At 48.5% G+C, this 24,924-nt stretch carries 20 protein-coding genes and 1 pseudogene; 16 read left to right on the top strand and 5 right to left on the bottom strand.

All coding sequences use genetic code 11. The annotated features are described in order from the left end of the window. Positions 1-599 precede the first annotated feature (599 nt). The 3 genes from ACTHTY_RS10710 to ACTHTY_RS10700 form a co-directional block, all read right to left on the bottom strand. Positions 600-2,066, bottom strand: coding sequence for a surface lipoprotein assembly modifier (locus tag ACTHTY_RS10710; protein WP_440367601.1), 1,467 nt, complete (start codon positions 2,064-2,066; stop codon positions 600-602). A gap of 328 nt (positions 2,067-2,394) precedes the next feature. Further along, positions 2,395-3,264 (bottom strand): Slam-dependent surface lipoprotein, encoded by an 870-nt coding sequence (locus tag ACTHTY_RS10705; RefSeq protein WP_295701312.1) that lies wholly within the window; start codon positions 3,262-3,264, stop codon positions 2,395-2,397. A 199-nt stretch (positions 3,265-3,463) separates the two neighbouring features. Beyond that, a complete protein-coding gene (locus ACTHTY_RS10700) occupies positions 3,464-6,715 on the bottom strand; it encodes a TonB-dependent receptor domain-containing protein (protein WP_440367600.1) in 3,252 nt (1,083 codons plus the stop codon). 598 nt (positions 6,716-7,313) lie between these two features. On the opposite strand from ACTHTY_RS10700, the gene ACTHTY_RS10695 reads away from it, so the two are divergent. The 6 genes from ACTHTY_RS10695 (at position 7,314) to ACTHTY_RS10670 (ending at position 15,037) form a co-directional block, all read left to right on the top strand. Continuing rightward, positions 7,314-9,512, top strand: coding sequence for a TonB-dependent hemoglobin/transferrin/lactoferrin family receptor (locus ACTHTY_RS10695; protein ID WP_440367598.1), 2,199 nt, complete (start codon positions 7,314-7,316; stop codon positions 9,510-9,512). A gap of 72 nt (positions 9,513-9,584) precedes the next feature. Then, positions 9,585-10,376: a heme/hemin ABC transporter substrate-binding protein gene (locus tag ACTHTY_RS10690; RefSeq protein ID WP_440367596.1), complete on the top strand. Its 792-nt coding sequence runs from the start codon at positions 9,585-9,587 to the stop codon at positions 10,374-10,376. Positions 10,377-10,518: 142 nt separating this feature from the next. Beyond that, entirely contained in the window at positions 10,519-11,460 is a 942-nt protein-coding gene (locus ACTHTY_RS10685; protein ID WP_440367594.1) for a FecCD family ABC transporter permease, read from the top strand. Positions 11,461-11,506: 46 nt separating this feature from the next. Continuing rightward, a complete protein-coding gene (locus ACTHTY_RS10680) occupies positions 11,507-12,232 on the top strand; it encodes an ABC transporter ATP-binding protein (RefSeq protein ID WP_440367593.1) in 726 nt (241 codons plus the stop codon). 274 nt (positions 12,233-12,506) lie between these two features. Next, on the top strand, positions 12,507-14,327 hold the full coding sequence (hutW, locus tag ACTHTY_RS10675; RefSeq protein WP_440367591.1) for a heme anaerobic degradation radical SAM methyltransferase ChuW/HutW: 1,821 nt from the start codon (positions 12,507-12,509) through the stop codon (positions 14,325-14,327). Between the two features lie 92 nt (positions 14,328-14,419). Beyond that, positions 14,420-15,037, top strand: a complete 618-nt coding sequence (locus tag ACTHTY_RS10670) for an NAD(P)H-binding protein (RefSeq protein WP_440367589.1) — start codon at positions 14,420-14,422, stop codon at positions 15,035-15,037. Between the two features lie 152 nt (positions 15,038-15,189). Here the strand turns inward: ACTHTY_RS10670 and ACTHTY_RS10665 are convergent, their stop codons facing one another. Next, on the bottom strand, positions 15,190-15,891 hold the full coding sequence (locus ACTHTY_RS10665) for a glutathione S-transferase family protein (RefSeq protein ID WP_440367588.1): 702 nt from the start codon (positions 15,889-15,891) through the stop codon (positions 15,190-15,192). Positions 15,892-15,977: 86 nt separating this feature from the next. On the opposite strand from ACTHTY_RS10665, the pseudogene ACTHTY_RS10660 reads away from it, so the two are divergent. The 4 genes and pseudogenes from ACTHTY_RS10660 to ACTHTY_RS10645 all read left to right on the top strand — a co-directional run. Then, positions 15,978-16,097 (top strand): annotated as a pseudogene (locus tag ACTHTY_RS10660) (LysR family transcriptional regulator); the annotation flags it as partial. A 248-nt stretch (positions 16,098-16,345) separates the two neighbouring features. Further along, positions 16,346-16,792 (top strand): tetratricopeptide repeat protein, encoded by a 447-nt coding sequence (locus ACTHTY_RS10655; RefSeq protein ID WP_440367587.1) that lies wholly within the window; start codon positions 16,346-16,348, stop codon positions 16,790-16,792. A 32-nt stretch (positions 16,793-16,824) separates the two neighbouring features. Continuing rightward, on the top strand, positions 16,825-17,805 hold the full coding sequence (locus tag ACTHTY_RS10650) for a pyrroline-5-carboxylate reductase (RefSeq protein ID WP_440367585.1): 981 nt from the start codon (positions 16,825-16,827) through the stop codon (positions 17,803-17,805). A gap of 355 nt (positions 17,806-18,160) precedes the next feature. Continuing rightward, positions 18,161-19,798 (top strand): NAD-dependent malic enzyme, encoded by a 1,638-nt coding sequence (locus tag ACTHTY_RS10645; RefSeq protein WP_440367584.1) that lies wholly within the window; start codon positions 18,161-18,163, stop codon positions 19,796-19,798. Between the two features lie 82 nt (positions 19,799-19,880). On the opposite strand, the gene ACTHTY_RS10640 is transcribed toward ACTHTY_RS10645, so the two are convergent. Next, positions 19,881-20,771, bottom strand: coding sequence for a LysR family transcriptional regulator (locus tag ACTHTY_RS10640; RefSeq protein ID WP_440367582.1), 891 nt, complete (start codon positions 20,769-20,771; stop codon positions 19,881-19,883). 187 nt (positions 20,772-20,958) lie between these two features. Between ACTHTY_RS10640 and ACTHTY_RS10635 the strand changes: the two genes are divergently transcribed. The 6 genes from ACTHTY_RS10635 (at position 20,959) to ACTHTY_RS10610 (ending at position 24,681) form a co-directional block, all read left to right on the top strand. Beyond that, a complete protein-coding gene (locus ACTHTY_RS10635) occupies positions 20,959-21,537 on the top strand; it encodes an NAD(P)H-dependent oxidoreductase (protein ID WP_023887408.1) in 579 nt (192 codons plus the stop codon). Continuing rightward, positions 21,537-21,842, top strand: coding sequence for an aldo/keto reductase (locus ACTHTY_RS10630; RefSeq protein WP_295666805.1), 306 nt, complete (start codon positions 21,537-21,539; stop codon positions 21,840-21,842). Before ACTHTY_RS10635 ends, ACTHTY_RS10630 begins: the two co-directional genes overlap by 1 nt. 46 nt (positions 21,843-21,888) lie before the next feature. Beyond that, on the top strand, positions 21,889-22,389 hold the full coding sequence (locus tag ACTHTY_RS10625) for an OsmC family protein (RefSeq protein ID WP_440367579.1): 501 nt from the start codon (positions 21,889-21,891) through the stop codon (positions 22,387-22,389). 92 nt (positions 22,390-22,481) lie between these two features. Further along, complete coding sequence (locus ACTHTY_RS10620) at positions 22,482-22,817, top strand: thioredoxin family protein (protein WP_440367577.1); 336 nt, start codon at positions 22,482-22,484, stop codon at positions 22,815-22,817. 266 nt (positions 22,818-23,083) lie between these two features. After that, positions 23,084-23,395, top strand: coding sequence for an ArsR/SmtB family transcription factor (locus ACTHTY_RS10615; protein ID WP_440367576.1), 312 nt, complete (start codon positions 23,084-23,086; stop codon positions 23,393-23,395). 74 nt (positions 23,396-23,469) lie between these two features. Next, positions 23,470-24,681, top strand: coding sequence for an NADH:flavin oxidoreductase/NADH oxidase family protein (locus ACTHTY_RS10610; protein WP_440367574.1), 1,212 nt, complete (start codon positions 23,470-23,472; stop codon positions 24,679-24,681). Positions 24,682-24,924: the final 243 nt, after the last annotated feature.

Genomic DNA, 24,924 nt, shown 5'->3' with positions numbered 1-24,924 from the left:
CTTTACTCCAGAGATTGGATGGTAATATGAAGATTGATATCCGTTGACTGAATCTTACTTTATTTAGATATGAAAAGAAAAGCGTAGTGAAAAATTTCAGATAGGATTTTTGTGTAAGTTATTGTATGACTAGGAGAAACAGGAATGAATAGACTAAAATACTAGTACTATGAATTCAACATAATATAATTATGTAGTTTTTCTCTATACCTAACAATCGCCGTTGTTTGTTCCTGTTTGTTGACTATTAGTTAATTTTAAAAGATTCCATATAGTACTCTAAATTTTGGTATAAAATCAATAGGTTTCAAGAAAAATTTGACTACTTAATTTTACCTTACCTCTACTACCTAATTTATTGTGTAGTGGAATAGGGGAGGTATAAGCATACCAAGTACCATCAAACTTTTGTGAAACAAGAAAGCGTAGGGGATAGCTAATTTATACTGCAAAGGCCGTCTGAAACATTAAGTTCAGACGGCCTATTTTGCAAATTTTTTGGTAAGTTGATAAGTTAAACTGTAAGAAATTTGCGAGTTAATCACATTATGAATATAAAATAATAATCTTACAAGATATAATCTGGCTGACCTTTAATTTCAAAACCTATGCTCTATTTTAATTAGAAATTCATTCCGTTTATAACGATTTAGCCAGGACGAGCTTTTGTTTTCGGTGTGTTTTACGGTAAAGACAGGTACGAAGCCGCGGAGGTAAGGGTGGTCAAATTTGATGTCCAACTGATAGGTGCGTTCGAAATCATGGCGGCGGGTTTCCAGCCAGGCATGGTAGTCCTGATAGGCTGTTTTGCGCCAGATTGCCTGAAAGGTGGCGTCGATGCCGGATTCAAAACGCTTGTTGACACCCGCACGCAGGCCGTGCCTACGGTAGGAATCCACTTTTTCGCGGCTGTTTTTGCGCAGGTAGTCGTAGCCGCCGAATACCAGCCAGTCTTTCGGCAGGGCGTAGATGGCGGTGGTGAACAGAAGCGTCTGCGGGCCGTTGAAATGTTTTAATTCGCCGCGGTAGCGGTCGTATTTGTGGTCGAGCTGCACGCCCAGCGAGGCTTGGTCGGAAAAGGTGCGGCTGTATGCCGTGCTGATGCCGGCGCTGCTGTCGCGCAGTTTGCCGCCAGACCATTCGTATTGCACCTGCGGGCCGATACTGAAGGAATGGTCTTTGCTCTGAAAACTGTAAGCGGGGCTGACGTTGATATTGTGTTCGCTGTATTCTCTGTTGCCGGGATAGAGCCGGCCCCCTGTGTAGCCGCCCAGTTGCAGGCCGTGGTGGCCGTTGAGCGAAATGCGCCTGCTTAAGTTGGCTTCATATACCCACATCCGATTTTTCAACGCATCGGGCGCGTAAGCGTCAAGCCGTTCGTTACGGCAGGACAGCATTCCGTCGCCGTCCAGAATCGGTTGCCCGTTCGAATCGAAACCGCAGCTTGTCTGATTGCGGACAACCGTCGCGCCCGACGACTGGTTTAAGTTGGTGTCGTAACCCGCGCCGAACGAAACCGAGCCGCTCCACGCATCGCGTTTTTTCAAAGCGTCGGCAAACACTTTGATTTTCTCATTGACGGCGGGCACTTCGGGAATATCGATGCCGTCGAACAATGCCGTCGATTCTTTGTTTTGTTTGTCTATAAACAGCAGCCGCGCCAAATCCAGGCGGCCGCGCAGAAATTCGGGATTCTTGCGGTAAAGCTCGCGGTATTTCGCCAGCGCGGCCTTCAAATCGTCGCGGAACACCGCCTGATTGGCCTCGGCAAACAGCACTATATCGGGGTCGTAATCATCCTGACGGCGGTAAATGTCCAACAGCCGTGCCGTTTCTTCCTCGTTTTGCGCGTTGACCGCCTTCATCAGCGACAACGCCAAATCTTCGCCGTCCTGCACTTCTCCCGCACCGAACTCAATCGCCGTATTGTCCGCTTCGTTCCTTTCCTGCTGCGCGCGGTGGAGTTCCGTCCCCTGTTTGAGCTGCATGAAGCGGTCTTCCCTGTCGTCGGCAAACGCGTAGGGCAGCAGGCTGATAAAAAAAGGAAGGAGCAAAAGGCGTTTCATAAAATTCTTTCCTGTGTGTTGGACGGCTTTGTTTTTCAGACGACCTTTTCAAAGAAAAGCTGACATTTCATCTTTACCGGGCAAGAGCATTGTTTATTTGAATGAAAGCACCTGCCGGGTCGTCTGAAAATGAGCTTCTCAAGCCCATCGAAACAGCACGCCTTCAAACTCACGGGCCGCTCGGAAAATACCGGCTTAAACGCATTGCGAAGCCCGATATTTCCGAACGGCCCTGTACGATGTGCATTGTGTGTCGGATGATTTGTGTTTTATAGACGGACGGAATGGGAAACGACAAAAACCGTCCGCCTTATCGCATTATGATTCATTATTTGCCGGTTTTCGTACCGCCAAAGGCAGTGTTATAGGCATGGTTTCGACCAAACTCAGCCACACCCGCAATCGCCGCGCCTTGGTTGCCGAAGAAGTGGCCGCGCGTTGCACCTGCTGTTCCGTTTGCCGTAGCATTGCCTGAGAATGAAGCCTCAGCCGTTTTGATAGCGGCATTGTTAATGGCAATAGTCAAACCGGAGTTTTTCAAACTGCCGCTTAGTTTATTGCTGCTAAAGTCGGCTGTCAGCGTACCGTTCAAGACGGCAGAATTTTGCGCGTGGTATTGGTTGATACCTTTGACCGTATAAGTGGCAGTACCCGTAGTTGGCAGATTGGTGGTTCGACCCGTGCCGCTGTAGAAGGCGGTGTAATTCGTACCTTTTGTACCGACAGCCGCACCGGAAGGAACGGCAGACCAGTCGCCGAAGTAAACATCCATATTACCGACTTTGGAATAAGATAAACGGCCTAAATGGGAATGGTCGGGCATTCTTGGAATATTGTCCCAAACAATACCTTTCATACGGTACAGATTCGCGACCGTAACGCCGTTTTTGTCTTTACCCAAAATGCTGTGAGCGAACGTTTTGACAAAAAATCGATTTGCCGTCGCATCAATTTTAGCAAAAGAAACAGGCTGATTATTAGCAAGACCATTTTTATTTGTCGTTTTTGCATTTGAGTCAACCACATTAATGGCTGCTTTACCGAAATTCGCGTCGTTTTGGTTAGTCTCCACTGTCGGGACAATATGCTTAACCCCTTTTACATTATTTAAAGAGAAGCCTGAAGCTGGATTGGCAGCAAACGCAGAAGAAGCGGCAAACGCAACACTCAATACCGCAACGGTTTTTACGAGTTTCATAATTCACTCCAAAATAAAAATTTACAAAATCAACGAACTTTCTCAAGAAGAATCTGAATCAAACTTACAAATCTACCCTCTTGGAAAAGTAAGGTAAGTATATTCCTATTTTATAAAATAGAAAAATAAATTATTATCATTCCTGAAAATTTACATTTTGCTAATATCAGAATTTCGATAATTGAATCTAGAAACTATTTTAGAATTTGCCCGTAATCCCTATCCTGATGGTTCTACCCGGTGCAGGCAGGTAAGAACGGCTCATCGGGTCGAGGTAGTAGCGGTTGGTCAGGTTGCTGCCAACAAGCTCGGCAGTCAGGTTTTTGCCGATTTTGTAGCGCAGGTAAGCATCCCATACCGCAACAGGCTGCCAGCGCATATCGTTATATTGGGGTTTATGATTAGTTCCCCTATATTGATTGAATATGTTGTAGTGAGGCTGCCATGCATCATTGCGGTTTTCATAGACGCGGCTGTGGTAATGAAGGCGCACGCCTGTTTCCAGTCTATTGGCAAGAAAGCGGCTGCCCAATTCGGCATCAATTGACCAGCGTGGTTGAAGCGCGCTTGCCAGATAGCCCGAATCGCTCAAACCTCCGTGATTGCAGACGGGGCGACTCATGGTTTTGCCGGTTTCGGCAAAATATGCTGCATCGACATCTCCCGCTGTTACAGACGACCATTGGAAGGTTTCGTCGCACATTTTATTTTTCAGACTGCGGAATACGTTCAGGCTGCCGAAGACGCGTCCGGTATCGAAGCGGGTGGACAGCTCGGCACCACTGCGGATTTGTCTGTCGAATTGTTCGAATTCGAGATTGTCGTCCCTGTCGATAACGTTTTTGGTCTTGTTATGGAAGTAGTTAATGCGGAAATCCGCTTTTTTCATTTTCGGTAACAGCCCCGTCAAATCATGAATATAGCCGACTTCCCAGTTTTTGGCGTGTTCGGGCCGCCAGCCATAGCCCATGCGGTTGAATGAGCCAGCGGCAGTAGAAAAGCCGTAAGTCCCTTCAAAAATGCTGGGGTAGCGCAGGGTTTCGGTATAGCGCAGATAGGCGCGGCTGTAATCAGTAAAATTGACAGTGGCAGAAAATGCGGGCACCCAGCCGCTGCCTTTCTGCTTCATCGCCCGCTGCCTTTCTGCTTCGGTCATCGGAGTCGTATATACACTTGAGTCAACGTTATAATATTTGGGCACAAATTTCGGGCTGTCGGGATTGGACGGGTCGTAAACGGGATTGGGGACTTGGGCGTGCAAATCGGGAATACTGCCGTTGGTAAGGGGGTGATCCTTCATATTCAGACGACCTTCATTGTCTTTCAGCCAGTAAAAATCTGTCTGTTCATTGGGATTGACCCATGTACTTCGATCACTACTCAAGGTCGGTATAGTCGAATTCCAGTCAATTTGCTGATATTTCTTTAATTGTTCTGCATATTCCTCTTTAATATATAAGTCTCTCCAATCCAAACTGCCATCTGCCAAAGCATCATTGATCGCCTTGTAATCCGCATATTCCTGTGGCGTAATCACCCTAACGACCGAATATTTCATCCCCCTGTTCATTTCCAGCGGGCGACCATATTTGTTCTTACCACTTTCCAAGCGTTTGCTTTTGTCCTGAAGCTGGAAATTCGTGTACCGTCCGCCCGCCGTCAACGTCAGCCAGCCGAACGGCTCATAGCGGAAATTGAAGCCCAGATTGTATTCGCGCCGTTTGCCGTTGCGCGGCACGCCGAATTCGTTTAATCCGTAATTTGCCCTGATGGTGCTGTTTTCGAGTTCTTCCCGATATTTGTCGTATCCTCCCCGCTCCAGCTCGTCTGAAAAATCATTGCGCGATGTCAGCTTCTCGTTTTGAAAATCGCCCATCAAGGTCAACGACAGTTTGTCGCTCAATTTCATACGGTTGGAAAATTGAAAGCCTGTACGGTTGTTACGGGTGTAATAGGCGTTGCCTTCGATGGTGTTGAACCTGCCGTTGGTATTGGGCGTTTCAGGTTTGGGCGGTTTGGGGGCTTCTATTCCTGCATCCAGCAATTCCTGCCGCTCTGCGGGGGTGTATTTCTGCCATCTGTCGTATTCATCCCATGCTATTTGAAATTTGTTGTCCTCATAAACGGTATCGCCGGGCGAGCCGCCTGCGGTATTGGTTTTGGATTTGGTACGCGTTGTCCAAAGCGTGGCATCGAAATCTATCCAACGGCTGCCCTCGGGCTTCCACGAATAGTCGATATTGTAGGAACGCTGTTTTACCCATGCCTGCGGCCATTCGGCAATTTTGTTGAGGACAGACGCATCCCAACTGATGGGGCCGATAATGCGCGAAGGCATGATTTCGCCGAACGTGGAATCGGTATGGCGCAGACCGAATTTGAGCGTTTGGCGGTTCGGCAGACGGAAGGTGGTTTTACCTACCCATGATTTGGTTTCGAGCGAGGTATTGCTGACTTCCCCGCCCGGATGGTAGAAAAGTCCGATTTTTGAAATATCGGGTGCGCCCAGCATGTTTTCACTGCCGAAAAATTTCTCACCCTTGGCAGCGGCTTCTTCTTGACGACGTTTTAATTCGTCTAAAGTTTCTTGTGTCCAAGGACCGATATAGCCGTAACGTTCCGCCCCTTTTTTGCCGGAAAAATAATTGCCTTTACTGCGGTAGGCATAGGCGAGCATGGCATCGAAATTGTCCTGCTTGGTGGCGGCGGTAATGCGGTAGGCTTTATCCTCCCCAAATTTATTGCGTCCGTTGAAACGCTGGTCGATTCGGTCGGTATCGTCAAAAAACGAACGCCAAATACCGCCCGTTGCTACTGCGGGAACAGGCAAGGTTCGATAATCAACCGAATGTTCATAAGCATTCTCACGCCTTTTGATGGAATTGTTGGCAGCCTCCGCCTTCACTTCAAATCCGTATTTCTGCCCTTCGGGGACAATATCGTCAACATCGATGGTTTTCAGGGCGACGGAGCCGCCTATGCCGCTTTTCATATCGCGGCTGAATGAGGGGCCTTTTTCAATGGAAACGCTGCTGATGATGTTGGGGTCGACGTAGTTGCGGTTGTTTGCACCCGCGTAGCCGCGCCAGACGGTAATCGCCTGCTCGGTGCCGTCGATGGTAACGGGAATCCGTCCCTGTCCCTGTACGCCGCGTATATTGGGATCCAACGCGCCGCTGTTGCGCGCGTCGCCGCTGTACACGCCGGACATACCGCTTAGAAGGTCGGATACGGTGTTGCCTTTGAAGGTTTCGACTTCGTTTTTGCCTTTGTAAAGATTGACGATTTCGCGGGCATAAACTCGGTTTTTACCGATTTCGTCTTTATTGCGTGTGCCTTTGACAGTGATGGTATCGAGAATAACTGTCGAATCATCTGCAGCATAAACGGCAGGGACAAAACCAATGGCGGCGATGCAGGCGGAGAGGGTGGTGACTTTGATCGGTTGCATAGAATGTATCCATATAACTTTATTGGTAAGGCCGTCTGAACAAGACAGACCGAAAATAGATGCGATTACACTCTGACTAAATTTATGTAAATAAGTTTAATTATTATTTATATATTTATGAAATTCTAACTAATTTTTAATAACATGGAAATGTTTTTTGAGTTTGAGGTAAATAGAAGGGTGAGGGATAAGAGGAAAAAAATAAAAACTTGTTTGAATATTTCAGACAGGCTTGGATTCGGATTTCAAATGCAACATCCGGATCCCAGTGGTTGGAACAGATTCAAGAATAAAACACTTGGCGTTTCGTGGCTAAATGTTTTTCTCTGCGATGTACTTCTCGATCATTGTCGATGATGGTGTCGGCCTCCTAATCGCCGATGCGGGATTTTGGGTCGATAACGGCAGGTCTGTTTTCTATGCCGACGCGGTCGGGCACTTTGCTTCTGATCCATGAATTATTTATCCAGCTACGTCATACTATATTTTGCGTTTTTGAAGTGGTTTTTAGTGCTATCTTGAGATTTCTAAACTTGCAAAAATCGCCTATTTATTTTATAAATGCAAACCATTATTATTCATATGATAAGGTTGTGTAATGAAAAAGAAAGCGATTGCCTGTGTAATAGGGGCGGTTTTTTCCGGACAGTTATATGCGGCTCAGATGCCGGTGGCTCAGGCAGAAATAGAGCCTGTGGTGGTTACGGCCGACCGTAATGCGCAAACCTTGGATAAAGCCGCGCCGAATGTGTCGGTTATCGGACGCAAAACCTTGAATCAAGCCTCAGCACAGAATTTAGACGATATCGTGATGTATGAATCCGGCGTCAGCGTGCCGTCAGACAATAACCGCCGCGGTCATGCGGGTATCAATATCCGAGGCATAGACGGCAACCGCATTCTGATGATGGTGGATGGCGTGCGCATTCCCGAATCTTATGCAGGCGGCGGCTCCAACGGCGCTATTTCGGGACGCGATATGGTCGAAAGCGACACACTCAAGCAGGTCGATATTGTAAAAGGTCCTTATTCCGCGCTGTACGGCAGCGATGCGCTTGGCGGTGTGGTAAACATGGTGACGCTTTCTCCGAGTGATTTCGTCGATGCGGGCAAACGCGGGCATTTCGGTTTGAAACACGGCTACCGCAGCCGCGACCGCAGCCATGGCGTAACGGCGACTGTGGCAGGTTTCCATGAAAACGCTGAAGGTCTGCTGATGCTGACGCGCCGTCAAGGTCATGAAACCGAAAACATGGGCAGCGATACCAGCTACTCGACTGCGCGTACTGCCACTAATCCACAGAAAAACAATGCCTACAATATCTTGGCGAAAGGTAATATCGGCAACGAACGCCACCGCTTGGAAACTTTGTACGAACAGTATTACCACGCCAACGATACCGTATTGGCAAACGGCTTGGGTTCGCAATCGCGCGGGCCGGTAACCATCGCAACATCTGAGAGCAATGCTCGCGACCGTATCCGCCGTCAACGTATCGAAGCGGGCTACCGCTACACTGGCGAAGGCCGTCTGAAAGAAGCCAATCTGACTGCCTATCAGCAAAAACTGCGTACGGAAGACGATGCCGTCGATGCGAGCATTACGCGTATGGGCGCGCGCCAATTAGGTAACTCGACCCGTTATTCCGACTACGGTTTCAATCAGACCATACGCGGGCTGAACGGGCGTAGTGTGTGGGAATTTGACGGCGCGGTCAAACAAACCGTCGTTGCCGGCGCCGAATACAAACACACCGAGACCGCCCGTCCGCGTGACAGCCTGACAGTGGACAATCTGACCGGTGCCGTCAGCAAAGTTTATGCAGGCAGCACCTATCCAAATAAAACCTTCCCCGACAGCAAGCGCAAAACGTTCAGCGTTTACGCACAAGACAGCCTAACCTTCGGCAACGGCATCGTTCTAACTCCGGCCTTGCGTTACGAAAAAGACAAGCTGAACACGTCGACCGACCAAGCCTATCTCAATGCCAATCCCAGCGGAACGGCAACCCGCTTCAACGATTCTGCGCTCACGCCCAGCCTGCGCCTGAGTGTGCCTATGGGTGAGCAGTTCACTGGTTTCGCCACCTATTCACAAGGCTTCCGCACGCCGCCGTTTGACAGCGCGACCATGGCGTTTGCCAATACAACCTACGGCTATGCCGTCATTCCCAATGCCAACCTCAAATCCGAACGCTCCAACAGCTTTGAATTGGGGATGAAGTTCAAAAACGAACGCACCCGTGCGCAAGTTACCGCGTTCTACAACCGTTACCGCAACTTCATCAACCGCACTGAAATCGGTACTTCCACCGTTGGCGGTCGCCCGATTATCCAGTACCAATATCAAAACCTCGATCACGTCAAAACCTACGGTGCTGAAGCTTCTGCCGCCTACAAATTCCTGCCGGGCTGGCAAGTCTCCGGCAGCATCGCTTGGATGCGCGGTGAGCAGCAGGACGGCAAACCGTTGGATTCCGCTTATCCGCTTAACGGCGTTTTGGGTTTGGATTACACGCAGGAAAAATGGGGTGTCGGCACCAAGCTGCGCTGGTCGAAAAAACACAGCCGCGTCAGCAGCGACACTGCTTTCCAAGCGCCGGGCTACGGCGTATGGGATGTCGGCGCGTGGTACAAGCCGTTTAAAAACCTCGAAATCAGCGCAAACATCTACAACGTCGGCAACAAAAAATACTGGCAGCACGCAGACGTTGCCGGCATGAGCCGTACCAGTGTGATGGACTTGTACACTGAAACCGGCCGCAATTTCGCCGCAACCGTACAACTGAAGTTCTAATGCGATTCAACCGTTTTCAGACGGCCTGAGAAAACGATCAGGCCGTCTGAAAACATACGACAAGGAAAAACAATGAAACTCAAACTCCTTCTGCTTTCCACGTTTATTTCGTTGGCCGGCACTGCACACGCACAACGCATCGTCGTGTTAACCCCCGATACGGCAGACATCGTTGCCGCGCTCGGCGCATTGGACGAAATCGTCGGCCGCGATCAGACCGTTCAAAATCCGGCGTTGAAAAACAAGCCCAGTATCGGCATTCATCGCCGCCTGACGGTTGAGCCGATTGTGGCCGCCAAACCCGACATTGCTATCGGTTCATGGATGGCGCAGCCTGCCGATATTTTTGCCCACCTGCAAAAAGCAGGCATTAAAGCCGTCAATGTTGCGCCCGATGACAGCATCGCCGCCTATCCGCAAAGTATCCGCAACATTGGCCAGCTTATCGGCAAAAGCGCGCAGGCGGACAAGTTGGCCAGTAAGTGGCAGGCGGATATGAAACAGCAGCCTTCCAGCGGTAAACGCTACCTATTCAGCTACGACGGACGCATCGTATCGGGCAAAAATACTGCCGCCGACGAAATCATCCGCCGCGCCGGCGGTATCAATGCCGCAGCCGCCATTGACGGCCTCAAACCGATGACGCGTGAGGCATGGATTGCGGCCAAACCCGACATCATCATTATTGCCGACCACAACACCGCCATGATAGGCAACGTCAAAACCTTTGCCGCACGCCCTGAAATCGCCGGCTCGCCTGCCGCGAAAAACGGCAAGATTTATTTGTGGAAGGCCAACGATATGTTCCGTTACGGACTGGATACGCCGCAAGTGATTCAGCGTTTGCACGGTTTGGCGAAATAAACGCGCCTGTTTTGAAAAATCTGTCTGATTTTTGTTTTCAGACGGCCTTGATTTGTTCCTTCTTATTGAGGAGGAAGCAAAACGGTTGTCTTAAAAATGCCGTCTGAAACCGTCCCTCAATCCGCTTGAACCGCATGATGTCATGAAACCGCATATCCTTACCCTCTGCCTGCTGCTTACTGCCGCCGTCGTTTATTTGTGCTGCGGCATCGGTTTTGGTGCGTGGGAGTCGCCGCTGGCGATGGATGAAACCGTCCGCCAAATCCGTTTACCGCGCATCTATACCGCGCTTTTGGTCGGGGCCGGTTTATCCGCTTCGGGGGCGGCATTGCAGGCTTTATTTGAGAACCCGCTGGCCGATCCGAGTTTGATCGGGACATCGGGTGGGGCGGCCTTGGGCGTGATTGTGTTATTGGCTCTGGGCGGTGGCGCGATGGGTGTGCCAGGCGCGGCTTTTCTCGGTGCATTGGGTGTGTGCCTGCTGATTTTGGCGGTGCATAAACTGCTCGGCGGCGGTACTTTGGGATTGCTGGTGTTGGGGTTTGTGTTGAGCGCGTTTTCGGGCGCGGTGGTCAGCATGATTTTGTTTTTATCTGACGATTTGGTATTGCGCAGCGCGACCACATGGCTGTCGGGCAGCCTTGCCGAAGCCGGTTTCTCATCGCCTGTCGCGGCAATCGCGGTCATGTTGCCCGGTTTTCTGATTTTGCTGTCGGCAGGCAGGCGGTTGGACGTTTTAATGACGGGCGAAGACACGGCTGCCAGTATGGGGGTGCCGGTCGGGGCATTGCGTGTGCAAACCGTAATCGGCGCGGCATTGATGACGGGGGCGGCGGTATCGCTTTCGGGCATCATCGGTTTTCTCGGCATGATGATCCCCAATGTGCTGGCGCAAACCGTCGGTGGCAGCCGCCGCAAACTGATCGCTCTGTCGGCTTGGTTGGGCGCTGTGTTTTTGATGGTGGTGGACGGAGCGGCGCGCTGGCTGACATACCCTGTCGATCTGCCGGTCGGTATCGTGATTGCCTTATTGGGCGGACCATTTTTTATGTATTTGTTTATCAAGCCTTTGAAAAGCCGTTGATGCCTAAACAGGCCGTCTGAAACTTCATTGCCCCATATCTTTTGCCATGCACACCTTATTTCAAATCCGTAATCTTTCCGTCCGCTTCCAAGACAAAACCCTGCTTGAAATCGATCAACTGGATATACCTTCGGGCATGACCGTTATTATCGGTCCGAATGGTGCGGGCAAATCCACTTTGCTGCGGGCCTTAATCGGGCAAACAGGGCAGGGGGGAATCACGCTTTTCGGTGAGGCCGTTGCGCCGCAAATCCGCGCGGGCAGGGTGGCATGGGTCGGGCAGCATGGCCGTTACAACATGCCGATGACCGTACGCGAATACATTGCGTTGGCGTCATTCGTACAAAAAGGCCGTCTGAACCATGAATGGGCGGACGAGTTGCTCGATTATTTTGATTTGACGGCATTGGCGGATAAGCGCATCGGCAAGCTCTCAGGCGGCGAGCAACAACGAGCCAACATCATCCGCGCCCTGTTGCAAAACGCGCCGGTTTTGCTTTTGGACGAACCGTGCAACCATCTCGATATCCGCCACCAACACCGCCTGATGCAGTATTTGGTCGGGCATTCAAACCGTGCCTCATCAATAATGGTATTACACGATTTAAACCTCGCCGCGCGTTATGCAGAACATATTATTTTGATGAATAAGGGAAAAGTCGTTGCATCAGGCAAGGTGGGCGAAGTGATGAGCCCCGACTTGCTTGAATCGGTTTATGGTTGGCAGATACGCCGTTGCGAAGATGAAGCAGGGTTTTATTTCAGAAGCTGAGCGCCAACAGGCCGTCTGAAAAACGATAAAGAAAATTTATTTTATCGTTCAAAAATAAAACGAGATGGGAGGATGTTCCCGACTTGAAGAACCAAATTTTGTGCATTTCACAAGCAAAATGCCGATTTTCATCAAATAGAAATACATTTTATTATTTATAGAATACAATATTTTAAAATAATACTAATTTTTAATTACGCAAAAATATTGACAAGAAAATGATGATGGTTATTTAATATATAAATCTTATTAATAATTTTTATTAATCATTATCATGGTACAGCAGCTTGTTTGGACTCCGAAACAATCCGCGCCCAAGGCATTTCCCGAACGTCAGGCATTAATGCCTGTTTGGGGTGGTGTTCCAATGCCACGTCCCCAGTGGCAGAACATTTGGAAGAAAAAGCTTCCCCATGCTACCGATGTGGACGCGCTTGCTTATCTGCATATTCCATTTTGCGCCAACCATTGTGTTTTTTGCGGTTTCTACCGTAATGCGTGGAAGGATAGCCAAAGCAGCGTGTACACCGACAAAATTATCGAAGAAATGGCCGCTGAAGCCGAAGTCCGTACAGGCAACGGCAAAATCCGAGCCGTTTATTTCGGGGGCGGTACGCCGACCGCGTTGCTTACGGAAGACCTCGTCCGCCTGATTCGTGCCTGCTACCAATATCTGCCGCTTGCCGAAGATTGCGAGTTCACCATCGAAGGGCGCATGAGCCATTTCGATTTGGAAAAAGCACAGGCCTGTCTCGAAGCAGGGGCCAACCGCATTTCCATCGGCGTGCAAACCTTCAATACCGCCATCCGCCGCCGTCTCGGCCGCAAACACAGTGGCGACGAGGCGTTTGAATATTTGGCAAAATTGTGCGAACTCGATGCCGTGATTGTGGCCGATTTGATGTTCGGCCTGCCCAATCAAACCGATGACGTTTGGCAAAACGATATTGCCCGCGCCGCTGAGCTGCCGCTGTCCGGTTTGGATACGTATGCGTTCAACCTTTATCCCATGCTGCCCATTAACCGCATGATTGAAAAAGGCGCATTTCCGACACCGCCGGGCTTTGATATTCAGGCAGACCAATATGCCTACACGGTTGAAACACTGCTGGAAAAAGGCTGGGAACAGGTCAGCAACAGCCACTTCGCCTATCCCGGTCGCGGCGAGCGCAACCGCTACAATACCCTGATCAAATCCGATATTTCCTGTTTGGCGTTCGGCTCCGGCGCAGGCGGTAACTTCGGCGGTTTCAGCTATCAGGTGCAGGGTGATTTGGAGAGCTATCTCGCCACGCCGAAAGGCGAGAAAAACATCGCATTTATGAGCGGCCATAGTCCAAATAAAGCACTTCTCAGCAAAGTCCAGCACGATATTGAAACAGGCCGTCTGAATCCATTATTGTTCGACGGCAACAAAGCAGCGCAAAAGCTGATTGCCCAATGGCAGGAAATGCAGCTTTTTAAAGAACCCGATTCAGACGGCCTTATCCGTTTGAATACCAGCGGCCGTTATTGGTCGCCCACCCTTATCCGCAAACTCATGCTTACTCTTCCGACTCAAGAAAAGGATCAAACCATGCAAAAACTTTCAGCCGAACAACAAACCATGTTGCGCCAATCATTGGAAAAAAATCCCGGCCAAGTGCTGGAAATGCTGGCCGCGCAAAACCAATGCAGTTTTGAAGACGTTATCCGCTGTCTGCCTGAAGAGAACGTGCGCCAAACCGAAGGCAGCCGCATTGTCGAAATCCTCCAAGCCATCGCAGCATGGAATGAATCCGTGACCTTTATCGCCCACACCCCCGATGCCATCGTCGAAGTCAGCGGCAAACTGCCAAACGGCAAAGTCGGCCGCGGTTTCTACAATTTTGACCATCCTGAAACCGACGGCGGCGTACACGGCCACATCTACTATGAAAACTGCGCCTCCATCTACCTTTTGGAACGCCCGTTCATGGGTAAAGCCACTTGCTCGCTCAACTTTATTAACCGCAACGGTGGCGCCATGTTTAAAATTTTTGTCGGCCGCGATGAAGCAGGTGAGTTGAAACAACACCAAATCGAAGCCATGCGAAAACTGTTTGATGCCGCTTAAACGGTTTCAGACGGCCTGAAAATCCGTTCCTTGTTGCATAGAGGAGCGGATTTTCTAACAATAAACATCTACCACACAAAGGAACCCCAAACATGCAACTCATCTTCGGAGCCAACGGCCCGTCCGGCCGCGCCTATATCCGCACATTGGCTGACTCAGCCGATACCGTCGCCGTATTAAGAAAGCCATCTGAAGACAGCTTTTTTGCCGAACACAATATTCAAACAGTCGTCGCCGATGCGCTTGATGCCGATGCGCTCGATAAAGCGTTGGCACAATACCGTCCCGATACCGTGATCAGTTTTGTCGGCGGCAAAAACGAAGAGGGTATCCGCAGCGATGCGCTGGGCAATATCAACATTATTGCCGCCACGAAAGCCGCCAATCCGCAAGCCCGCTTTGTACTGATTACCAGCATGGGCTGCGGCGAACAATGGGATATGATGAGCGAGCCGTTCAAACAGGCACTCGGCGAAGCTGTCCGTGCCAAAACAGAAGCCGAAATCTATCTCAAACAAAGCGGTTTGAATTGGACCATTTTGCGCCCCTGCGGCCTTGCCGATGGCGAAGATAATGCCTATACCTTGACACAAAATACCCAAGAAATTCCGCAAAAATACATGACGCGCAACGGCTTGGCCGCTGCCGTTGCTGCCATTGTCGGCCAAGCGGACAGCAAGGGCGAAACGTATAGCGTTGGTGCGGCATAAACTGATTGAGTAGATTGCCCACTTTCCATTGTTAAAGTTGGAGTAGGTAATTGATTAGTAGCCGATCAAACAATAAAGGATTTGCTGAGAAAAGACTGGGAGATATAAATAAAAGGCCGTCTGAATTTTCAGACGGCCTTTTATTTCTTGCTTTATTCTCCAAATACTGCCCGATCGAAACGTTCAATATAGGCGACTAAATTTGCTTTGGTTCTTGCATATAGCGCAATTTCAGTGTCGATGGGGGTAAGAATCAGGTTTGCAACAACAGGCACGATGGCCACATCAACGGAGGTTAATTCTTCGCCGAAAAAGTAGCGTTTTGTGCCTAAGTAGTTGCTAATGGCGTCTAAATCTCCTTTTCCGAAGGCGTAAATATCGGATTGCGTGTGTCTTCCGATACCATGTCCGTACATTTCTTTTTTCGCGTTTTCCTGTAACACAGCAAAAATCGCTTCGGCTTGTTCGGTCGGCATGCCATCAAACATTGCCTTCATCATAAATGGTTTGCCGAGAGGATCGACGAAACGGTTATATACGCCCATCCAATATAAATGTTCTTCTGTCATACGGCGAAAGGCTTCAGCAATCGCTTTTTGTTCAGTTGTTAAATGTTTATCTAAATCAATGCCGTAGGTTTCGGTTAGATAACGCTGAATGAGAGAGCTATCAGGGATCAACTTCTCGCCATCTTGCAATACCGGAACTTTGCCTTTAGGCATTTTGCTGAGATCGGCAACATATTCTTTTTCGAAATCTAAGCCGGATAAACGCAGCATAGCTTCAGTTTTCCAAGCGAAAGGTGATGAACTGCGAATTTTACCTTCACCGGGTAAAGTAAATAATTTAAGCATTTTGTTCTCCTTTCATTATTTGTTATTCAAATATGGTTCTACTATACTCCAAACAGCCGGGAAATTCACGACAAATACCGGATGAGGCGAATTTGGGCATGACTGCCAGCGCAATCAGTCAAGCCATTCGCAAGCTGGAAAATTATTACGATGTCAAATTGCTTAACCGCACCACACGCAGCCTCACGCCGACAGCATCTCGCGCCCATTGGCACAATGGCAAACCTTGATTTGTGCTTCCCCAGACTATTTGCACAAACTCCCCACCAGCACCCTTTACGCCACCACCGCACATCGCACCCAATCAGCAAAAGTACGCACCGTATTGGATTGCTTAATGCGTTGTTTTGGTGAAGGGATAAATAAAAAGCCTTGAAATCTGACCGCACTTTGATGTCTAAAACGAAACTTTGTACTATTATTTCAATTTACTATATATGTCAGAGAGTGATTTATGAAATCCAAACTATCCGCGTTCGTCGCTACAGCCCTTCTCGCTGGCTGTTCTACCGTTCCGCAACATAATGAGCAGGCGAAAGCCCTGTTGGACGAAGGCATTGCCCTGTATCAAAAACAGGATTATCAACATGCCAAGCCTTACTTTGAGCAGGCACAACAGGCGGGGCATATGAAAGCGCCGCGTTATCTGGGGCTGATGTATCTAAACGGCGAAGGTGTCGCCAAGAATGAGAAAACTGCTTTTGCCTACTTCATGCAAGCGGCAGAAGAGGGCGACATCACCGGGCAATACTGGCTTGGCCATTGCTACGAAAACGGTATCGGCACGGCAAAAGACATGACCAAAGCCGTGCATTGGTATCAAGAGTCTGCTAAACGAGGCGACCATATTTCCCAGCCAGCGATTGATGCGTTGAACCGTTTAGGCATCGAAAAAAGTTAATGATTTCCCGCAACATTTAAGGAGTTTCCACGATGAAGAAAACCGTAACGATGATTGCCGCAAGCTTGTTGCTTGCCGCTTGCAACGCCACCTCAAATGCGACTGAAAAAGCAGTGATGACTCAAAACACGCAAAATTCCGCTTGGGACAAACAATACGGCGGCGCGGATAAATCCTACGATAGTCGCTTGCTTGCCTTGCGTGAACAAATTGCACCACGTTTTGAAGTGTTAACGTTTAAAGATCCCAAAACAGGCAAAGAAATGCAGTACAACCTGTACACCCCGAAAAATCTTGAGCCGGGCCGCAAATATCCGTTAGTCATGTTTATCGCAGATGCCAGCACAGCAGGAAAAGGCGTAAAAGCCCCACTAATGCAAGGCTACGGCGGCATCATCTGGGCAACCGATGAAGCACAGGCGAAATACCCAGCCTTTGTCCTTGTACCGTCTTATACCGAAACGGCAGTCAACGATAAATGGGAAACAACTGAAGAAGTCCCCATGACCTTACGCCTTGTCAAAAATCTGATCGCCGAAAAAGCGATTGATGCCAATCGTGTTTATACCACGGGTCAATCCATGGGCGGTATGATTTCATTCTACCTAAATAGTATCGAGCCTAACTTCTTTGCAGCGTCTATGTTTGTCGGCAGTCAATGGGATATCAATGTTTTAAAACCATTGGAGAAAGCGAAGTTTATTTATACCGTTTCGGCTGCCGATCCAAAAGCCTCTGCAGGCATGGCTCAAGTTGGAAAAATGCTGAAACAAGATAAAGTCAGCTACGCCGAAACTGAGTTCTCTGCCAAATTACCGCAGACCGAACAAGACGCAAAAGTCCAACAAATGCTTGTCCAAGGCAAACGTATTAACTTCATCCGTTTCACACCAAATACCGTAATTCCGGAAAACTCAACCCACAAAGGTGCAGAGCATATGTACTCATTTGATTACGCCTATTTACTCGAACCTGCTCGTGATTGGTTGATGAATCAGAAGAAAGGAAAATAATCTTAAAAATACAAGCGGTCAGATTTTGAAGATGATTTACAAAAATACCTAAAAAACTGACCGCTCTTTGTTATGAAAAAGGCCGCCTGAAAAACAGGATAGGGGTGCAGCATCGTAGGCACGCATTCAAAAAATCAGACCAATGGCAGCCTGCACTGTTTCAGGTAGCATGAAACAGTGTGGTTTAGATTCAGTTTCATTGTGACACGTCTGTTAGTAGTCTTTAAAAGGTTAATCATCAACTTTTAAGGACTTTCTAGGTTGTTAAATTAACTTTTAATCCATATTTTTTTAAGTACAATATAACAGCCCATTTTTCGGACGAGCTTTTCCTAATCTTCACAGGAGATACAATATGAGCAACACCCCCACCATCCTACAGAACCCTCTCACCAACAAAGATACCGCTTTCACATTGGAAGAGCGAGCAAAATATGGCCTGACCGGCCGCCTACCTGTCGTTGTAGAAACGCTCGAACAACAGGCCACGCGTGCTTACCGCCAGTTTTCATCCTATGAAAAAGATATTGAAAAATATATCTTTCTCGATCAACTGCACAACCGCAACGAAGTACTGTACTACAAACTCCTGATTGACCATCTAGCCGAAATGCTACCCGTTGTTTACGACCCCACTGTCGGTGAAGCAATTAAAAAATGGAGCCGCGACTACCGCCGTTCGCGAGCTGTCTATCTGGATGTAAACCATCCTGAAAACATCCGTGCATCGTTTGAAACGCTGGGCTTGGGTGCAGATGATGTAGATTTGATTGTGGTTTCCGATGCGGAAGAGATTTTGGGTATCGGCGACTGGGGTGTGAACGGCACGGATATTTCCGTCGGCAAACTGGCAGTTTATACTGCTGCTGCGGGCATTCATCCCAGCCGCACCATTGCTGTGAATCTAGATGTGGGTACAGATAATGAAGCCCTGCTCAATGATCCCGCTTATTTGGGCAATCGCCATGCCCGCGTGCGTGGTGAACGCTACGACGCATTGATTGCAAGCTACCTGAAAACTGCTGCTGAAATGTTCCCCAATGCGCTTTTGCACTTTGAAGACTTCGGTCCGTCCAATGCCCGCCGCATTTTGGTGGAGAACCGCCGACAATACCGTATTTTCAACGACGATATGCAGGGAACGGGTGCGATTGTGATGGCTGCCGTATTCTCTGGCCTGAAAGTGACCAAACAGACCTTTGCCGAACAGCGGTTGGTGGTGTACGGTGCAGGCACCGCAGGTACGGGTATGGCCGACCAAATCAGTGCGGCGATGGAGCGCGAAGGCCTGAGTCGCGAAGAAGCGAAACAACGCGTATGGCTGATTGACATCAACGGACTGGTTACTGACGACATGGACGGCTTGCCCGATTACCAGCAGGAATATGCCCGACCCGCCGCCGAAGTTACCGACTGGGCGAAAACGGACGGTAAAATCGGCTTGCTCGAAGTTGTAAAACAAGTAAAACCGACTATCTTGATTGGCACATCCACCGATCACGGCGCATTCACTGAAGACGTAGTCAAAGCCCTATGTGCGGGCGTAGAGCGCCCAATTTTGCTGCCGTTATCTAACCCGACCGAGAAAATCGAAGTGATGCCAAGTGAGGCTATAAAATGGTCGGATGGCAAAGCGCTCATTTCTGTCGGCATCCCCGTGCCACCCGTGCCGTATAAAGGCGTGAACTACGAAATCGGTCAAGCTAACAACGCCATGCTTTACCCGGGGTTGGGGCTGGGGGTTATCGTTTCCGGTGCGAAACACGTTACTGACGGGATGCTGCTGGCTGCAGCTGAAGCAGTCGCCTCGCAAGTCAATCCGCAGGACGAAGGCGCGTCGCTCCTACCATCGGTGAATAACCTGCGTGCATCGTCTGCTACTGTTGCTGTTGCTGTTGCCAAACAGGCGGTCAAGGACGGTGTAGCGACCAAGCAGCCTGAAAACTGGGTACAGGCGGTGCAGGACGCAATGTGGCAGGCGGTATATGAATAAGGTCTCCTAGAAGCTATAAGGCTACCTGAAAGCAAAAAGCAGTCTGAAATCCATGCAAAGAAGTCAGGCTGCTTTTACATTTTCAGACGACCTCCACCCGCAGCGCATCCACAATCATCTTAAACACATTGGAATGCCCGCGGCGGCTGGGGTAATAGAGATAAAGCGGATCGTAAGTGATGGCATACTCGGGTAACAGCTCGACCAACTGCCCAGAATGGAGTGCGTCTGCGGCGATGATATGTGGCAGCCAAGTGATGCCAAGGCCGTCTGAAACGGCTTGCAGACGCAGATGATTGTTGGTGGAAAACTGCGATTTGGGCGTGAACGTAATCAGCTCTTTTTTGTATTTGAATTCCCACTGTATCTCCGTGCCGTGTTCACCGGAGAGTTTTATGCCGATAAGGCGGTGTTGTTGCAGATCATCAATATTTTTCGGTGAACCGTGTTGTGCCAAATAATCGGGCGAGGCGACCAACGCCATTTTGAGCGGCGCAGAAATCGGCACCGCGATCATCTCTTTCGCTACCTTGTTACCTAACCGAACGCCCATATCAAATCCTTCTTTCACAATATCTGCCCAACGATCGTCCACCACGATTTCCAAGCGGATTTTCGGGTATTGGTTCAAAATCGGCTTTAATTTTGGATACAACACGGCTTCCGCTGCCATCGCCGGGGCGTTGATGCGAATCAATCCCGATGGCGTATTCAAAAAATCATTTAATGCATCGACTTCTTGGTTTATGGCTTGATAAAGTGGGGAAAGTTGGTCGAAAAGCTGTTGCCCGGCTTCGGTCAGCGACACATTGCGTGTAGTGCGGTTGAACAGACGCAGGTTCAGCCGCGTTTCTAAATTTTTCATGCTATGGCTCAACGCCGAAGAAGAAATCCCCAAAAGTTGCCCCGCTTTCACAAAACTCTGCGTTTGCGCCAGCGTTAAAAAATAATTCAGTTCGTTAAAGTTCTGCATTTTCTCTTTAAACTCTCTTTTATTAGTGAATTTAATTCATTACATAATAAAGCCAAACCCTATTGATCTCAATAAAAACAAATCATAAAATGACTGCAACTTCATGAGAGTAAACAGAAGACAATATCCGTAAACATCACATCCCTTTTTTTACCTTTTTTATAAATTATTTATTCTAGGAGTAAAAATGAACATTTTATTATTAAACGGTGGAAAAGAATTCGGCCATTCGCATGGTGAGTTAAACAACACGCTTCACAAAAAAGCAAAAGAAGTTTTGACCGCACTTGGACACAATGTAAAAGAAACTGTGATTGATGCTGGCTATGATGTTGAGGCAGAAATCGAAAAATTCTTGTGGATGGATGCCGTGATTTGGCAGATGCCTGTTTGGTGGATGCACGAGCCTTGGACAGTGAAGAAATACATAGACGAAGTATTTATCGCTGGACACGGCAAGCTTTACCACAGTGATGGCCGTCATCGTGTCAGCCCGACCGAAGGCTTCGGTACAGGTGGTTTATTGCAAGGCAAAAAACACATGCTTTCGCTTACTTGGAATGCGCCGATTGAAGCGTTCACCCGTGAAGGCGACTTCTTTGAAGGCAAAGATGTGGATGCTGTGTACATGCCTTTCCACAAACTCAACGAGTTCATCGGTTTGACCCGTCTACCGACATTTACATGTAACGATGTAGTTAAAAATCCACAAGTAGAACAATACTTCGCAGACTACCAAGCACATTTGAAAAAAGTGTTCGGTTAATGATAAAACATCAACTTGAAGCGGTGGGCTTTTGCCCACCATTTTGTCAGTCGCTAATTGGTACGAAATACGGCAAATCCATGGCGCAGGTGATTACCCGCTGGCTGGTGGAACGCGACATCATCGTGTTAGCAAAATCCACCAAACCCGAACGTATGGCGGAAAACTTGAACGTCTTTGATTTTGCTCTCAGCGATGAAGACAAAGCCGAAATTGCCAAACTGGACGGCACGTTCGCCGCCATCGTCAATCACGACACGGTGGATAATTTGAAGCGCATCTCCGCGTGGAAAATGGGCGTGTAAGTGTAGCGAAAAACCATCTGCAATTCATCATATGAAAGGACAAAACATGATTAACGGGTTAGATATCGAACGTTTCCGAACTACCATGGCAGCGGTTGAAAACGACCATGCAAAAGGCAAGGCAGTATTACGCGCCGATTCGCGCTGGGTATCCGGCACGAAGAATGAAATCTCCGTGCGCCGCTTCCCTGCCTTTACCACAGACGAACCGAAAAACATGGGCGGTGAAAACGCCGCCCCAAATCCGGTGGAATACCTGATCAGCGCTGCGGCAGGCTGCTGCTCCATAGGTTTCGAGTTGCAAGCAGCATTGGCAGGCGTGAAACTGGAACAGTTTGAAATATCCGCAAGTGGCGGTATCGACTTGGCCAAACTGTTCGGCATGGAAGATGGCTACGGCGGACTGGATAATCTGGTGCTAACCGTAAAAGTAAAAGCCGACGCCGACCTTCCTACCCTGCAAAATTTCGCCGACCGCTCCGCCGCCAGCTCGCCAGTGTTGAACAGCCTGAAAGCGCGGGCAAAAGTGGTTGTCGAAAAAATCTAGACGACTCAAACCGTTTTCTTGTTTTCATTTCGTTGAAAGCCCCTTTTCTGAACAACTAGAAAAGGGCTTAATCGCTCAAAGGAGGACATGGCATGCAACAACTGCACACTTTGAAAGACATCGAACAGGCCATCGCCACACACCCTTTAGTATCACTGTACATCAAAGCCCCAATCTGCGGTGTTTGTACGGTCGTGGGCGCCCAGCTTGACTCAGCTTTGGCGGAGGAAGGAAATGTGTATGCCGTAAAAGCCGATATTGCTGAAATACCCGAAATGGCCGGACGTTTCCACGTGCTGACCGTACCTGCATGGCTGCTGTTTTATCAAGGCAAGGAAGTAGAACGGATGGCTCGCTTCATCCCTCAGGCACAGATGAAGCAGACATTGGCAAAATGGACAAAAGTAGCAGAAAGCGGATATCAGTAACCGGTCTATCAATGTTTCAGACGGCTGCGGTCTTGATAATGATGCAAGCGGTCAAATTTTTAAGATGATTTGCAAAACACTTAAAAATTTGACCGCTCTTTTTTACGAAAAGGTCGTCTGAAACGGCTTGCAGACTGAGATAATGATTGATGAAACGCTGTGATTTGTACACTAAAACCATCTTCTGAAAACTCCCTTTGACATTCCCCATCGTTCCCTTTAAAATGCGTTCAAGTTATTAAACATATAAACTTAAAAGGCCGAATATGCCGCAACAAACCATGAATTTAATGCGCGAGTGCATTCCCATCTTTACCGTGTTGAGTGATGAAAACCGCCATCAAATCCTGCATGTATTGTGGGAACACGGCAGGATGAATGTGAATGAGCTGACCGAGCATCTGCATCTGTCGCGCCCTGCGGTGTCACATCATTTGAAAATCATGCTGCAAGCCGGGGCGGTGGCGGTGGAGCAGGTCGGCAAAGAGCGTTTTTACAGTATTGCCATGGCGGATACGGTGGCGAAATTGAAACAGCTTGCCGATTTGATGGCACAAAATTGCCCACTTTCAAAATAGGGTTATCCATTAACCCTTTATTTTTACTCAAATGCGTTTACATTTTTAAACTTATCAACTTAAAGGAAAGAATTATGTTATTTACCCCGTTCACTTTTCAAAACGGAAAGGGTACTAAGAACCGTATCTTCAAATCCGCTATGGAAGAACAACTTGCCCAACACGACCAGCCGTCTGAAAAACTTGTCCGCCTCTACGACACTTGGGCAAAAGGCGGTGCAGGTGTGTTGGTTACGGGCAATGTGATGGTCGCCGAAAGCGGTAAAGGTTCGATAAACGATGTGGTGGTTTCAGACGGCCGCAGTCTTGAGATGCTGAAAAAATGGGCGAAAGCGGGCACACAGAATGACACATTACTCATCATGCAAATCAATCATGCGGGTAAACAGTCGCCTGCGGTGGTCAATAAAACGCCACTTGCGCCGAGCGCCGTGCCGTTGGTAGGCATGGACGGCTTTATCAATCCGCCGCGTGAATTGACTGCCGATGAAATCAACGGACTGATTCAGCAATTCGTACAAACCGCGAAAATTGCTGAACAGGCAGGCTTTTCAGGCGTACAAATTCACGCCGCGCACGGCTATCTCATCAGCCAATTCCTCTCGCCGCACCACAACCGCCGCCAAGACCAATGGGGCGGCAGTTTGGAAAACCGTATGCGCTTCCTTTTGGAAACCTACACCGCCATTCGCGCCGCCGTGGATAAAGATTTCTTGGTAGGCGTAAAACTCAATTCGGCGGACTTCCAAAAAGGCGGTTTTGACGAAAGCGAATCGGTGCAGGTAGTACAAAAACTGTCGGAAATGGGCATTGATTTTATTGAAGTTTCCGGTGGCAACTACGAAAGCCCGCAAATGCTCGCCGCCAAAGACAGCACCCGCAAACGCGAAGCCTTCTTCATCGATTACGCCGAAAAAGCCCGAGCAGTCAGCCAAGCTCCACTGATTATCACCGGCGGCTTCCGTTCGCAGAACGCCATGGAAGACGCCTTATCCAGCGGACATTTGGATTTGGTAGGTGTCGCCCGCCCGTTTGCTTTAGTGCCCGATTTGGCGAACCAAATGCAAAACGGCACCTACCAAACTGTGCAAACCGACCGCATCCAAACAGGCGTAGCGTTTGTTGATAAAAAAGCGGGCGCGATGCTGGAAATGAACTGGTATATGACGCAAATGGATTTGATTGGACAAGGCAAACAGCCCAATCCTAAATTGTCGGCGTGGAAAGTTTTACTGAAAACTTTATGGGAAAATGGCAAGGCAGGTTTGAGTACGGGCAGGGCTTGATGATGAAAGCGGTTGGATTTGAAGGAAGATTAAATTTTAAAATTTAACCGTATGTAAAAGCATGGAATATAAATAAATTGATACTAAAAAACCGTTTGAATCTTTAAGTTCAAATGGTTTTTAGAATTTTAGATATCTACTGAGCGATACAAAAGATCCTGTTCTTTGAAAGTGGCTTAGAATAATAATTTTAAAAATACTAATTAAATTAATAAGTTATGATTATAATTTATAATTATAACT

The sequence above is a fragment of the Neisseria sp. P0019.S002 genome (assembly GCF_051957155.1).
GTDB lineage: Bacteria > Pseudomonadota > Gammaproteobacteria > Burkholderiales > Neisseriaceae > Neisseria > Neisseria perflava.
The sequence above is the reverse complement of the archived record's forward strand: the minus strand, read 5'-3'. Positions and strand labels throughout refer to the sequence as shown.